At 59.8% G+C, this 13,874-nt stretch carries 14 protein-coding genes; 6 read left to right on the top strand and 8 right to left on the bottom strand.

Annotated elements, in window-relative coordinates:
• Window positions 1–81: 81 nt before the first annotated feature.
• A complete protein-coding gene (locus RBB81_RS04065) occupies window positions 82–1,473 on the bottom strand; it encodes an RDD family protein (RefSeq protein ID WP_353072803.1) in 1,392 nt (463 codons plus the stop codon).
• Between the two features lie 225 nt (window positions 1,474–1,698).
• Here RBB81_RS04065 and RBB81_RS04060 point away from each other — a divergent pair, with 225 nt between their 5' ends.
• The 4 genes from RBB81_RS04060 to RBB81_RS04045 all read left to right on the top strand — a co-directional run bounded on the left by RBB81_RS04060 (window position 1,699) and on the right by RBB81_RS04045 (window position 7,484).
• Complete coding sequence (locus RBB81_RS04060; protein WP_353072802.1) at window positions 1,699–4,218, top strand: LPS-assembly protein LptD; 2,520 nt, start codon at window positions 1,699–1,701, stop codon at window positions 4,216–4,218.
• A gap of 85 nt (window positions 4,219–4,303) precedes the next feature.
• Window positions 4,304–5,290, top strand: a complete 987-nt coding sequence (locus tag RBB81_RS04055) for a DsbA family protein (RefSeq protein ID WP_353072801.1) — start codon at window positions 4,304–4,306, stop codon at window positions 5,288–5,290.
• Window positions 5,291–5,312: 22 nt separating this feature from the next.
• Window positions 5,313–6,431, top strand: a complete 1,119-nt coding sequence (locus RBB81_RS04050) for a SurA N-terminal domain-containing protein (RefSeq protein ID WP_353072800.1) — start codon at window positions 5,313–5,315, stop codon at window positions 6,429–6,431.
• 51 nt (window positions 6,432–6,482) lie between these two features.
• Window positions 6,483–7,484, top strand: coding sequence for a Gfo/Idh/MocA family protein (locus RBB81_RS04045; protein WP_353072799.1), 1,002 nt, complete (start codon window positions 6,483–6,485; stop codon window positions 7,482–7,484).
• A 136-nt stretch (window positions 7,485–7,620) separates the two neighbouring features.
• Here the strand turns inward: RBB81_RS04045 and RBB81_RS04040 are convergent, their stop codons facing one another.
• A complete protein-coding gene (locus RBB81_RS04040) occupies window positions 7,621–8,841 on the bottom strand; it encodes a DUF5715 family protein (protein ID WP_353072798.1) in 1,221 nt (406 codons plus the stop codon).
• A 111-nt stretch (window positions 8,842–8,952) separates the two neighbouring features.
• On the opposite strand from RBB81_RS04040, the gene RBB81_RS04035 reads away from it, so the two are divergent.
• The gene (locus tag RBB81_RS04035; protein ID WP_353072797.1) at window positions 8,953–9,372 is read left to right on the top strand and encodes a c-type cytochrome domain-containing protein; all 420 of its coding nucleotides are present in this window, start codon (window positions 8,953–8,955) and stop codon (window positions 9,370–9,372) included.
• A gap of 21 nt (window positions 9,373–9,393) precedes the next feature.
• On the opposite strand, the gene RBB81_RS04030 is transcribed toward RBB81_RS04035, so the two are convergent.
• From RBB81_RS04030 to RBB81_RS04005, 6 genes are all read right to left on the bottom strand, one after another.
• Window positions 9,394–9,627: a hypothetical protein gene (locus tag RBB81_RS04030; protein ID WP_179580440.1), complete on the bottom strand. Its 234-nt coding sequence runs from the start codon at window positions 9,625–9,627 to the stop codon at window positions 9,394–9,396.
• A 391-nt stretch (window positions 9,628–10,018) separates the two neighbouring features.
• Window positions 10,019–10,483 (bottom strand): hypothetical protein, encoded by a 465-nt coding sequence (locus tag RBB81_RS04025; RefSeq protein ID WP_183790931.1) that lies wholly within the window; start codon window positions 10,481–10,483, stop codon window positions 10,019–10,021.
• Window positions 10,480–11,373 carry a hypothetical protein gene (locus RBB81_RS04020; RefSeq protein ID WP_353072796.1) on the bottom strand — a complete coding sequence of 298 codons (894 nt, stop codon included), beginning with the start codon at window positions 11,371–11,373 and terminating at the stop codon, window positions 10,480–10,482. The genes RBB81_RS04025 and RBB81_RS04020 overlap by 4 nt, the downstream gene beginning before the upstream one ends.
• A gap of 200 nt (window positions 11,374–11,573) precedes the next feature.
• Window positions 11,574–12,032: a nuclear transport factor 2 family protein gene (locus RBB81_RS04015; protein ID WP_353072795.1), complete on the bottom strand. Its 459-nt coding sequence runs from the start codon at window positions 12,030–12,032 to the stop codon at window positions 11,574–11,576.
• A gap of 42 nt (window positions 12,033–12,074) precedes the next feature.
• A complete protein-coding gene (locus tag RBB81_RS04010; RefSeq protein ID WP_353072794.1) occupies window positions 12,075–12,488 on the bottom strand; it encodes a hypothetical protein in 414 nt (137 codons plus the stop codon).
• A 36-nt stretch (window positions 12,489–12,524) separates the two neighbouring features.
• Window positions 12,525–12,887 carry a glycine zipper 2TM domain-containing protein gene (locus RBB81_RS04005; protein WP_179580435.1) on the bottom strand — a complete coding sequence of 121 codons (363 nt, stop codon included), beginning with the start codon at window positions 12,885–12,887 and terminating at the stop codon, window positions 12,525–12,527.
• A 269-nt stretch (window positions 12,888–13,156) separates the two neighbouring features.
• On the opposite strand from RBB81_RS04005, the gene RBB81_RS04000 reads away from it, so the two are divergent.
• Complete coding sequence (locus RBB81_RS04000; RefSeq protein WP_179580433.1) at window positions 13,157–13,834, top strand: hypothetical protein; 678 nt, start codon at window positions 13,157–13,159, stop codon at window positions 13,832–13,834.
• The last annotated feature ends 40 nt before the right edge of the window (window positions 13,835–13,874 follow it).

The following is a 13,874-nucleotide window of genomic DNA, read 5'->3' as shown; positions in this document are numbered from 1 at the left end:
GTCAATTCACCCAAACAAGATATACGCCCCACGAAGTGGGCGCCCTCCGCGCAGGAGGCCCGTCCGGCAGGACAGAATCTTCTAATAGCTTCGTTGATACATGCGGGAGATACGGTCGTGCCAGCCCAGGCCGTCTTCATCCATCCATGCCCAGAGGAAGCCGATGCCCAGCGGACACGCCGCAAGGACAGACGCGAAGATGCGGCGGCGCATGGCCGAGCGGGTTGGGTTGTCGTCGGCAAGAGTGCAGAGGCCGATGCGGGCATAGCGCATACCAGGGGTGGCTTCGCTGAAGGTGAAGAACAGAAGCTGGTAGATCAAGGCAAGGGCGGCCAGAGTCCCGGCTGTACCGATGGCGGCGGTCTGCAGGCTCATCGGAACAATATGAGGGGCGAAGCTCACGGGATTGGTTGAGAGCTTGCCAACCGTGACGGCGAAGGCCGCGACGAAGCACAGGAACGAGGCTGTAATGATGCAGCCATCGACGATAGCGGCCATGAGGCGCAGGTTGAGAGGCGCGGCTTCGGGTCGGTGCTCGAGCTGGAAGGGCGCCTCAGCCGATTCCACCGGGGCCGCGACCGGGTGGGCCGCGAGCAGGATGGAGGACCACTCGGGCGCGATGGATTCTACGACCGGGGAGGTGGAGATCTGGGCCGCTTCAACTTCGAAGATGCGGAGCTGCGCTGCCGGCACATTGTGGGGGACCTGATCGGCATCTTCGCGGAGCGGACCTTCCGCCAGTCGCGGGCGGGCTTTACGAGCGGCTACCAGCTGACGAGGAAACTCGATAAGGTTAGCCGGAATCTCGATGGGAGGGCCGGACTCTTCGAAGACAGGAGCCTGGCGGAAGGCGATCTCCTCGTCAAGCGCCAGGGTTTCAGCTTCGTTCGACGCTTCATAGGCCTCGTAGATCAGCGGGCGGCTGGGGGTAACGGCTTGTTCCTGCAGGGGGCGGCGGGTTGCGTCTTCGTAGGGTCTTACAGTGAGAGCAGGGGCTGTCGTCTGAGAGCCGGTTGGAGAGGTGTGTGGGAGCGCTTCGGCGTTAGAGGGTTCCGCAGTGGCGAGTTTTGGCGCCGGGACTGGCGCAGGCGTTGGCGGCGTCAGGGTCCATTGATCGAGATCGGCCAGGAGTTGGTATTGAGCATCGGCTACGGCCTTGGCGCTGAGGGCGGCGATCTCGGCTGCGGCTTCGGCCTCGCGGATGGCGGCTTCGGCCTGCTCGGCGAGGAAGGTGCGGTAGCTGGGGGAGTTGGCGTAGCGCTCGGCGACCGTGGCGGCGATGCGGGAGGAACGGGACTTTTCGGGGCCGGGTTGCGCGATGGCAGTGACCGCGGAGCCCGATTGCTGGTTGCGGCGGGCACGATGGGCGGCCAGGCGCTGGGCTACTTGTTCCTTAAGCGCAAAGGGCGCAGCTGCTCCCGTTTCGCTCGGGGCTTCGTCCAGTGGTAGCAGGTCACGCTGTGCAGAGCTCATTGTGCTCAATTCCAAACTCGCTTCCGTAAAATCGTTTAGCCTCAAAGGGTGGCACGTCTGACAAGTTTCAAACCGAACGAACCTGGGAGGAAGACCCATTGGCAGCGCCGACTGCCTTTGCTGGCTTTGCTGTCCGGCGGATTGAAGCCGTTGCATCCAGTCCCGAAGGCTCACGGAAGGGACTCCAGAAGCGTTCGGACGACTGTTTACCTCTTGATAACTATCATGGTGCTCGCGGCAAGTCATCCACATCTGCTGGGACAGCAGGTGACGAGTCAGGCAACCCCCCTGGCTGAAGAGCAGCAGTCGTCTTCGAGCCTGCCGGACGCGCCGGGAGCGACGCAATATCCGGTGGCGGAGGTGCTACCCGCGACCGACGACACGACAGACGTGAAGACAGAGGAGGACACTCTGCTGAGGAACGGAAGCGTCGTCACCTTGGATGGCGATGTCAAGGTTACCTACCGCGACCGAGTCGTAGAAGCGGACCACATCGAATTCGATCAGGACACCGGGGATTTGACGGCGACAGGGCATCTGCATGTGAGCGGGGGCGCGAACCACGAGGACCTAACCGCCAGACACGGCACGATGAATCTGAAGCAGCAGACGGCGACTTTTTACGACGTAGTCGGCTCCGTGGGGATGAAGAGCGCAGGGCACACGCTGACGTATTCGAGCAGTAATCCATTTTTGTTTACGGGGCGGATGGTGGTCCGGACGGGGCCGCAGTCGTACGAGATCTACGAGGGCACGTTGACGACTTGTCAGTTGCCGCACCCGGACTGGATGCTCTACGCGGGAAAGTTTGCCGTGGACAGCGAGAAGGCGAAGGCGCAGAACAGCACCTTTCGATTGATGAATATTCCCGTGCTGTTCTTGCCGTATGTCACGCATCCGGTCGATTCGGAGCAGAGGCAGACAGGCTTCATGATCCCGGTGCCGGGGTACTCGTCGACGAAGGGATTTACGCTGGGCGAGGAGTTCTACTGGGCGATCAATCGCAGCACCGATCTGACGGTGGGCGCGCAGTATTACTCGCTGCGTGGGTGGGAGCAGTCGGCGACGTTTCGATATCGTGGGCTGGGCAATGACTTTGCGAAGGCGAGATATACAGGGCTGATCGACCGTGGAATCTATACCAACGGCGTGTACTTGAACCAGGGCGGAGAAGACGTGACGGTTTCAGGCCGGCATGACTTCAGTTCGCAGACGAGAGTGGCGGGGGATGTTGAGTATCTGAGTTCCTATGCGTATCGCGAGGCATTTGCGGAGAACTTCAGCGTGGCGGTGTCGAGCGACATCCTTTCGATCGTGTATGGCGTGCATGAGTGGGACGGCTATGCCGCTTCGGCGCGTGTGGATCGCTACCAGGGGTTGAAACAGGCGGGTGTGGCTGCGACCCCGACCGCTCCCGCGATTCCGGAAGAAGAGGTGAAGATCTTTCATGCGCCGTCGCTGGACTTCGGCAGTACCGAGCATGAGATCGGCAGGACCGGATTGCTGTGGAGCGTGGATGCCTCGCATGCTGGACTGTCGCGCGTGGAGCCGGGCTTTTCTACTGGCGGTTTAACGCAGCGCTTCGATGTGCATCCGGAGCTCTCGTATCGACTGGGGCTTGATGGGTGGCGAGTATTGTCGTCGGTTGCGGTGCGCGAGACGGCATACAGCAGAAGCAGGCAGGTTCCCTACGCAGAGATAGGAGTGCCGGTCGAGCTTCCGAATCCGTTGAATCGGTCGGATCTAGAAGTCGAGGCTGCTCTGCGGGCTCCTGTGGTGGAGCGGACCTTCGATTCACCACGCGTGGAGAAGCTGTTCTACGGCAACGATGTGAAGCACACGATCGAACCGGAGCTGACCTACCGGTATGTGACCGGAGTGAATAACTTTTTGAGTGTGCTGCGCTTCGACGATGTCGATATTGTGAGCGATACGAATGAACTGGAGTATGGAGCGACGCAACGGTTGTTCTTGCGGCCGGTGAAGGATCGGCCCTGCAAGGAGAGGCCGGTGAGCACGGCGCAGACCCAGTACTGGGATGACGATAGCGGCATGGTTCAGACCAGGGGGGCAAGTGTTGACGCAAAGGATAAGCTGCCCAGCTGCGGCAGTCATCCGCTGATCAGCTGGCGGCTGACGCAGAAGTATTTCTTCAACGAGAACTTTGGCGGAGCCGTAATCAATGGCCGGCGAAATATCTTCGACACGACGCTGAACTTCTCCGGGATTGCGTTTCTGACCGAGCCGCGGGCGATCTCGCCGCTGATCTCGCGTCTACGTGTGCGGACCTCGTCGCATATGGATGTGGAGTGGGACTTCGACCTCGATACCGGAGCGAAGAAGTTTACGTCTAACAATGTGTTCGTGGACGTGCATCAAAACAACGTCTTTGCCGGATTGAGCTATGCGCGGCTGAACGCTCCGGGGCGTTTCTACACAGAGGGCGTGAGTTCTCCCGTCTCGAACTTCGACCAGTTGCGGCTGCTGCTGGGGTACGGGTCGCCGACCAAGCCTGGGCTGGGTCTTGCGGGGAATGTTGGACTGGATCTGAACGCGAACAATACCGGCCTGGTACAGTACGGGGCGGTGCAGGGGTCGTATAACTGGGACTGCTGCGGATTCAGCGTAGAGGTTCGGAAGTACGAGCTGGGCTCGGTACGAAATGAGACCACCGAGAGATTCAACTTTACGTTGTTGAACATCGGGACTGCGGGCAATCTGAGGCGGGCGGCGAGTCTGTTCTGAGGCGTGGCCGCGCGTGTGTTCCTGGGGCCGCTCAGAGGGGTCCGCGGCCTTGTAAATCGCCTCTGCGTGAGATAATCGAGGTATTGTGCTGATTGCTGTGAAGCCGTTCCGAACCCTGATCTTTGCCTTTGCGCTGGCTGCCCTTGGTTGCCACGCCCAGACTCCGACTCCGACGACGAGCGACACTTCGGGGAAGCTCTCTCCCGAACTCGTGCGACGGGTGGAGGTGCTGATTCGTTCGCGGGCGTCGGTTCCAGCCGGGTATGTGATTCAGGTTGGACCGCGCACCAGGAGCGAGGTGCCGGGCTTTGACAAAATCAGCGTGTCATTTCTGGCCGACGGCAAGTCGAGCAAACCGTCGGATTTTCTGATCTCGACCGACGGCAACACCCTGGCACAGTTCAGCAAATTCGATATCAGCAAGGATCCGAAGCTGCTGGTGAGTGGCGATGGAAGGCCGTCGCGAGGTGGTCCGGCGAATGCGCCGGTGCTGATCGTCGGGTTCGACGACCTGGAGTGCCCATACTGCGCGAAGATGCATGAACAGCTGTTTCCTGCGCTGACAGAGCGTTACAAGAACCAGATTCATATCGTCTATCGTGACTTTCCGCTGGATCAGCATCCGTGGGCGATGCGCGCGGCGATCGACACGAACTGCGTGGGTGCCCAGAGCCCGGTGGGCTACTGGAATCTGGTGGATTACATCCACGCGCACGCGGGAGACCTTGGCGGTACGGAGAAGAGTCTCGCAAAGGCCAACGAGAACCTCGATACGCTGGCGCGCGATGAGGGGAAGAAACAGAACTTGAACGCGGACGCCCTGAACGCGTGCCTCGCGAAGCAGGATGACACGGCGATCAAAGCGTCGATCAAGTTGGGCGAGAGCCTGGGCGTGGATTCGACCCCGGCGCTATTCATTAATGGAGAAAAGGTGGAGGGAGCGCAGCCGTTGGAGGATGTGTATCGTATGATCGATAGCGCGCTGATTGCCTCCGGGCAGACGCCGCCACCGCCACCGACACCAATTCAGGCTCAGCCTCAAACCCCGCCGGCGACCAAACCCGGCAACTAGCAGAAGAATGCAGGAGATTTGGATGCCGAACACGGACGTGCCGAGCTTGTCGACCGATACCGAACGTACTTTTACAACGCGCTCCTTTCGTGCCGTCTCTCTTCCGGCAGTGCTGATTCTGGCTTCAGGTCTGTTGCCTGTTGCTGGATGCAATCGCGGACATAGTGCGGATGTAGTCGCGACGGTGAATGGCCATGCCATTATGCAGGCTGATCTGGACAAGGCCTACAAGGCGCAGCTTGGAGATGCCGCTCAGCAACAACAGCAGCCGTCGCAGGAGCAGGCCGACTCGCTGCGTTTGAATGTTCTGCGCGAGCTGATCGACGAAGAGATTGTCGAGCAGCGCGCCACGAAGATGAATCTTACTGCGACCAACGAAGAGGTCGATGCGAAACTCGCCGAGATGAAGGCTCCCTATACCGAGGAGCAGTTTCAGCAGCGGTTGAAGGCAAGCAATCAGACGGTCGATGATCTGAAGCACGCGCTACGGCGAAATCTCACGATCAACAAGCTGCTGAACAAAGAGATCAACTCGAAGATTACCGTGACCGACGCGGATGTAGCGAACTACTACAACCAGCACAAAGCCGAGTTCAACCTACTTGAGACGAAGTATCACCTGGCGACGATTCAAGTCACCGATCAGCCGTCGCCGCAGCCGGGCAACCTGCAGGGAAGCAAAGCGACCAACGACGTCGAGGCGAAGAAGAAGATCCAGGCGTTGAAGAATCGTCTCGACAGCGGTGAGGACTTCGCCACGATCGCGAGCAACTGGTCGGAGCAGCCGGAGACTGCCCCCAACGGGGGAGATATGGGCTTCGTCGGCGAATCGCAGCTGCACTCGGATCCGTCGGTCTTTACCGCTGTGATGAAACTGAAGGCGGGACAGATCACCGAGATCCTTCCGCTGCTCGATGCACAGAGCAAGCGGCCGGCGGGGTATGCAATCTACAAACTGATCTCACGCGACCCGGCTGGGCAGCGCGATGTGAACGATCCTCGGGTACAGCAGGCCATCCGCCAGCAACTGCGCGATGTACGCTCGCAGCTGTTGAAGAGCGCCTACCTTGAGATGGTGCACGATCAGGCCAAGGTGGAGAACTTCTTCGCCGAACAGATCTTCAAGACGGACGCTCACTAACTCTTCAACCGGATATCGCCACTCATCTCTCTTCTTTCTCTGGGAGTTCTCATGACGCAGTCGCCTGTGCGGTACGCGATTCTCGGCTTTGGTCATCATGCGGTCCGTCGATTATTGCCGGCGTTTCCGAAGTGCGAGCATTCGACGTTGAGCGGGATGTGGCGGCGAGACCACGCGGCTGCGCTCACGAACTGCGCGGAGTACCAGATACCTCACTGCTTTGCCACGCGGGAGGAACTCTGTTCTTCGTCGGATGTGGATGTTGTGTTCATCACATCGCCGGACGCGATGCACCGCGACGACACGCTGCTGGCGCTGAAGCATGGCAAGGCAGTGCTCTGCGAGAAGCCGCTGGCGATGAGCGCGGCTGAGGCCGAGGAGATGAATGCTGCCGCTTTGGCCGCAGGGTTGTTGTTTGGGGTGGCACAAAACTTTCGCTACAACCGAAGCCTGGAGTTGATGCGGGAGCAGATAGCCGCTGGGGTGATCGGGAAGCCACAGCTGGCGCGCGCGGAGTACTGCTACCCGGCTACAAACTCTGCGAGAAAGTGGATCATCGACGCGAAGCTGGCTTACGGCGGCCCCATCGGGGATGTCGGTGTGCACTGCATCGATGCGCTGCGCTTCGTCCTCGGCGAGGATGTGGTGAGTGTCAGCACTCTGGCTCGGAAGGATGCCGCGTCAGGAGAGGTGGAGGCGGTTGCTTCGCTGCAGATGGAGATGACGGGCGACGTCTTTGCCACTGTAACGACGAGTGCGCGCGCGCCCTATCGATCACTGGTTGAGGTGAATGGCAGCAATGGGGTGATGACCTCCGAAGGTGGTCTGACGGTAGACCGGCCCGTGCAGATCGTAGTGCGTCGGGCGGGTGAGGTGGTGGAGAGCGTGACCGTCGACAACGGAGACGGCTACACCCGGATGCTGGACGGTTTTGCCGTGGCGCTGCGCGGTGGTGGCAACTTCGCGGCCACTGGAAAAGATGGCGTTCACAATATGCAGGCGCTCGATGCTGCTATCAAGAGTTGGAGAACTGGGGCCCGCGAGAGCTTGTAGTCGTTGAAGAGCACAAGATAGACTGCGCCCTCTGTCCTGCCGGACGGGCCTCCTGCGCGGAGGGCGGCCATTGCATGGCGTTTTTCCTGGTTGCCGAATCGCTCGGCTGCGGTTCTCCCGCTGGTCGAGAGTGGCCCTAGCGTAACGCCGTAGCCAGTGCAGACGTTCCGCCGTGATGCAGGATGGCGAGGTCGCGCTCAGGCGCAGGCGGCAGGTACTTTTTGTACACGCTGACGTGGAAGCAGGACTGCTGGAACTCCTCCTCGACATCAACTTTCCCCTCTTGCACGAGTGGAAGAAGGTATCCGCGGAGCCACGCAATCTCGGCGAGTGAGAGGCCATGCTTCGCAATGTCGATCGCCTGACCGGTAAGGTGAGGAGACGCGGTGTCGCCTTCCGCGGGAGCGGCGTTGCCGTTGATGTGCATCAGGTGCTGCTGAAATTCGACCGTGCGCACTGCGGAGTTGACCTGCAGCGGCGTATGGAAGCGAGCGTAGTGTGCGCGCGCCAGGGTCGCGAGAAACTGCGCAGTCCAGGGACGGCAGTACCGCCGGTTTGTGGGCAGACGGTCGTCCACCTGCAAACCTTCGTTCTCGGGCAGCGCGACGAGCAGCTTCTTGCTGCGCATGTCCGTAAGGTCGCCGTCATCCTGAATGCGAGAGAGTCCATCGCGATCGGCAACCTCGTTCTGGTGAACGAGGATCTCGTGAGAGCCCTTCAGCGGCGGCGGGACGATGAGGCGGCCGCGCTTGTTGTAGAGATTGGGTAGGATGACCGGAGTCGATGCGACCTCTTCGACGCTGGCCAGCTGTGGCCTCTCCGCAGCCGGGCGGACAACGCTGATCACAGGTACTGGCTTGGCCACGGAGACGGGCTTTGCGGTGGGTTTGCGCACAGGCGCATCACGTGTCTCGTTGAGCTCTTCAGGGCGAGAGGTTCCGTGGATCGCGACGGCGGCCTGCGTCTCCATCTGCGTGGACGCGGCGGCTTTGAGGAAGTCCTCCGAAGTCGCCTTCTGCGGTGCGGCTGCGGAGGCTGTCAGCTCAGGCTGCGTGCTCCTCGGCACCGGGGCGCTGACGGCGTGCCGCAGGCGGTGGTGTGCGGTCGTACTCCGCGCATGAACGCGGGCGGTAACGGGAGGGTCAGCCTTCGGCGCGCCGTGGTGTTTGGAGCCATGGGCGGCGTGCGTCGGTTTGGCGGCGGCCTTTTGTTTGTCTGGATGCTTTGCAGCTGCAGCGGCAACGGTCTTTTTATGGGCCGAGGGGTGATGCGTCGGTTTGGCGAGGCTGCTTGCAGAAGACAAAGACAGGGCTGCAAGCGCCAGAAGGGCCGGTATGGGGGCGTTCAAACGCATCATGTTTTCGGAGGCGCGGAGACGCCAGAGCAACTTCTAAGTTAATCGTTGATGAGAGAGCGTGTAAGTGACGAGGTGGGTTCCGTATACTTGTCGATTAACAGGGAGGAATGGATGAAGAGGATGTTGGCGTGCTTGGGGCTGGTCACTATCGGGCTGCTGGGGTTGGGGTTACGAGCGGGAGCGGTGCAGGCTGCGGGGGCCGATGAGGCAGCGAACCCCGAGTTCTACTCAACGAAGGTTCAGCCGATCCTTCAGGCGAACTGCTACCGGTGTCATGGCGGGACGAACCATCGCGGCGGGTTGAGTATTCAAACGCGGGCGGGGATGTTGAAGGGTGGACATGAAGGTCCGGTGCTGATACCCGGAGATCCGGCAAACAGTCTGCTCGTGCGGCTGATCCGTCATGAGGGGCCAGCGAAGGATCCGATGCCGATGCCGCCGAAGCAGCCGAAGCTCTCTGATGCGGATATCGCGACGGTGGAGCGATGGGTCAAGGCAGGGGCAATTATGCCGGAGGATCCGCAGCAGTAAGTTTTCGCCTGGACAATTCCCCTACGAGCTGAACGGTGTTGTTCCGTGCTCCGACTTTGCTTGAGGTTTGACGAAGAGACTCTTGAGCCGGCGGCGGAAGTAGAAGAGAGCTCCTGAGATTGCCGCGCTGATGCCTTGAAACAAGAGCAGACCTGAGCCGGGATCGACGTAGGCGTGGGCCTGGCGCTCGAAGGTAAAGCTGAGCGCTATAAGAAGCATCAGCGTGATCGCGAACCGCTTGAACCTGTGAGTCATTCTTGTTTCCTCTGGGGAGGGTGCGCCTCGACGGGCACAATCTCACATAAAATGAAGACGCAAAGTGCAGACAAAAGTTTCGATTCGGTTAATACTTTCGCTTACCGAATCTCAAGATCCTTTTTTGGTTTGCGTTTCGTCTTGAAGTTCTATAAAGAATTCTAGTTCGCGGTCTTGACTAGGAGCCGTTTTTTACCAAATAAAGCCGTCGGTAAATCCGTGCTCGTACCATATCGGGATGTTTGCAGTCTGTTCCGACAGGGAATGATAGTCACGACGAAGCAAGGCAGTTTGCCTCGCGAAGGAGGAACTCGCACCGCAATCCAACAGTCGCCTCGCTGTCCGGACTATCCCAAGGGGTAAAAACCCCTATTCGGTCTTTATGGCGACGCTACACCGACACGCCGGCCGCCGTGACGACCGATTTGGCCGCCGCTGCAATCTGGCCCATGTCCTTCGTGGAGATGGCCATCGCCAGAACGATCACCGAAGAGGCTATCTTGACCGCTTTGTCGATATCCTGAAGCTTATCGAGCGCCTTGTCCGCTGCTTGAGTGGCCAGGGAGATCTCACTGACTGCTTGATCGGCGTTGGCGAGGGTCAGGTTAGCGGCCTGAAGAGCGAAGTTCCCGGCAGTCGTCATCAGGGAATAAACGTAGCCTTGCAGTTGAACGATCGCAGAATCGGTGAGCTTGCTGCCAGCGCTGATCGCGTTCAGGCGAACCTGTCCTATCTCTACGGCGATGTCGTGAAAAGACTGGGCTAGCGCCTGCATCTGATCGTCACTGAGAGTTGTAGCGGACGCTACGGTGACCGCCTTTGGCGTGACGCCTGCGACCGGTTTAGATTTCTTCATGGCTGATTCGACCTCGACTGGATATCTGAGAGTGCCGTCTTGAGCGATTCGACGATAGGCCCGATTTGTTTTGAAACCTCCACCATGTTTGCCCGCTTGCCCGCCTCCTGCCTTAGCTTCGTGTGCAAGGCGGCTAAGTCGTCCATCGCTTTGCCGTAGCTGACAACGCCGTCTTTGCGAGATTGCAGCGCAGTTTTGTCGTGGGCGTACTGCCTCTGCACGAGGATGAGAGCGAGTCGCTCATTCGGTAGAGCGCTTGCCATCGGGCCCTGGTAGAAGGAATCGAGGCTGAGCTCCTCGTTGGTGAGAAGCAGGGCATAATCGGCGGTGATGACCTTCTTGAGCGAGTGTGTGAGAGATTGAACGGCGGCATCGTTGGCGCTGATCAGTTGCCCAAGCTGCTTTTCGCGGTACCCGCTGGTGGCTGCGTCGGCCAGGGACTTCAAGATGTTTTGCGCGTCGTTGCCTGCGGTAATCGCGCTCGGGGAGAAGGCGGTATTTGTGCTGGAGGTGGTTACATTCTGATCGATGGTTGCATCGTATCCCATCGGCTTGTTCGAGGAGAGCTTGCCGAGGGCGTTAAAGTAGCCGATAAGCACGTTCTGATCCTTCGCCAGATGATCGGCCAGCTCCTGGTATGGCTTACAGTCCTGCGCCTGTTCTGCCTTGGGGCGCTCTGCGGCCGGAGTGTTCTCGAACAGTACGTTCTGGCGCGCACAGGTTGCCGCGACATCGTTAGAAACCTTAGGGAGCGCGACTCGTGCTTCGTCGGAGAGTTTTGAAAGACCCGCCGCGTCATCAAGATCGACACAGCCGTTCAACGACGCGCACAACACTGCAAGGCCGGCTATCTGAAAGCAGAATTTGCAACCACTCCTGAACGCGGACACGAACACCTCTTTTTCTCAGGCAGATCGAATGTATGCCAAGTCTCCGGGTTTTGCATCCCGGACCATGAGACGAGACGCTGCCGCGCCCGACCAACGGGAGGGCCCCGGTTCTTCCCGAACCCAGACCGGTACACGCGTCACGAAGTGACCGCCTCCCGCGCAGGGAGCCCGTCCGGCAGGACAAGCCCGTCAGTCCATCCTCAGGGTTTCGCAGGTGTCTCCGTATGGGCCTGGGCAAGCCATCTCCCGCTCTTAGGCTGCCGAACCCAGACGGTGACGGAGTTGTTGTCATTATTCATGAGAGACGGTTTATCCGCGCTGCCACAGTTGAACGTATTGACCACGTGATAAGCGGTAAGCGCAGAGTCTGGCGTCAGAATGCGAACCTGGAGATCACGAAGTTCGTAGGACTCGAGCTTGCAGTGTTTTAGGGTGATCAGAAGCGTGTCCAGAGCCTGAATATGCTCGTCGACCTGGATGAAGTCCGGCGTAAACAAGGCGTGAACAGCCGCGAAGTCGCCCTCGGTCATTGTCGTCCAGAGATTTTGTTCCAGCTTGACGATCTCGACGGAGGCAGGAAGCTGCGGCGGAGCCGCAGGTGTCTGAGAGAGTGCTCTGGACGCAAGGAGCGAGGCGGTAACCAGCAGGAGGAGACGCATGGGAATTATCTTAGCGTCTGCCTCCCGCTGCTGAACCCAGAGTTAGTTCGCCGGAGCGGTCGGAGGTCTGGTCCCTACCCGTCGGACGGAGGCGTCGACGATTGCATAAAGCAGCTGCCGATGATCGGACTTAGCCTTTGCCTTGATATACTCGCCGGCGCGTCTGCCAGCCTCGGCGTTATCCGGAAGGGTCAGGCCCCGAGCCTGCGCGGAGATCGCGGCAAGCTGCTGGATGATGTCGAAGAAGGTGGCTTCGTTCTTGCCTGCGAGCTGCCAGCAATCGGAGACGGGGCAGGTCAGGATCTGCTCGTTCGTCCAGTTGTGGGGGGCAGCAGCGTCTGCCGAAGGTGTGATGGTAACGGCCGAGGGTTGCTGAGCCGAGGGTTGCTGGGCAGAAGCACTAAGGGCGACGGCGGCGATAGCGAAGCAGAGTGCGAGGCGATAGATGAGGCGCATGGGGATCGTTCCTTTACGTTCGTAGGTTAGAAAGCGCTAGTAGTAGCGGCGATCGTCGCGTTTGTTCTGGGCGGCCTTGCCTACTACGGCTCCGATGCCTGCGCCGGCTGCTCCGCCAATAAGGGTACCCTTGAGGCCGCCACCGAAGACTGCTCCGAGAACCGCCCCGCCACCTGCACCGATCAGCGCGCCCTTGCCAGGTCCGATGCCCCCCTGATCCCGGCGATGGTCGTCATGGTAGGGGCGATCGCGATTGTTATAGTAGTTGCCGCCATGGCCGCCGTTACGCATACCGCTGTAGTAGGCACTGTTGTTATCGTAATGTTGTGCAAACGCCGGAGCTATTCCGGCCGCAAAGAGAAGAGGCGTAAGAAGGACCGCGTTTCGTAGCTTGGTCATTCCCGGTTAGATGCGAGATCTCCGCCCCGCGTGGGGCCAAATCGAGCCGGGAATGACAGAATCCAGGTATCGAACAGCGTCTTTTTGAAGGAGTTGTGCAACCTATGACGGCCAAAGGTCGTCTTCTCAATGCGGTATAACAGGAATTCGTCCATCCACTCCGGAGTCAGCTCCCCCTGGCCTAAAGAATAGAAACCGATTTTCGTCTAATTGGCGTGCAGCATCGTCTCTTCTTGCAGTAGCTTCAAAAGAATGGGATTGGAGAGTCTGTGAAGGATCTGATCTATGGCATCTCTGGAGGGCTAGTCGCGGGGCTTATGGGGCTGGCGATCGCCGGTTCCCTTGCGGCGGCGCAAACAGCTCCCCCGACTGCTCCGCACAAGCCGAAGACCTCGGCCAAGTCAGCCATGGCAGTCTGGTCGCCGGACGTGCAGAAGACCCTCGGCATCTCTTCAGATGACTTCAAGGCCGACGGACTCAACAAGCTGACCCAGGTACAGCTGACGAACCTGATGAACTCGGCCAAGCCCGATCCGAAGAAGCACTGGCTCGTATGTCCTGCGAGCGGAACCACGCCGTCCGGACAGATTCACGTGCTGCTGACCGTAGCGGGGGATGACTCCACCGGCGCAATCGCAGGCCAGATCCGCCAGGCGATAAGTTCGCTCACCGGCGTCACCGTAGTCGACACCGCCGCCAACGCAGACCGCACGCTGCACGTCGTCATTCAGGAGCAGACCACGGCCAAGCGCACCATCGGCTTCACCGCCTCCTACCTCACTGGAACTCCCTGCACCGAGGAGGTCGCCGGCAAGAAGACCGATGTGGAGTTGAAGGGCACGCTAGGCACCTACACCGACGCGAAAGGCTCCGGCCTGGCGACGGATCTGGCCGGAATGCTAGATCAGGATCTGCAGCCCCTCCGTAGCGCCGCCTCAACACGCTAAGACACGCTAGGACGCACTCTTAGCCCACTCTTAGCCCATA

This window comes from Tunturibacter gelidoferens, assembly GCF_040358255.1.
GTDB lineage: Bacteria > Acidobacteriota > Terriglobia > Terriglobales > Acidobacteriaceae > Edaphobacter > Edaphobacter gelidiferens.
Note: the sequence above shows the minus strand (reverse complement) of the source record. Positions and strands in the feature narration are given on the sequence as shown.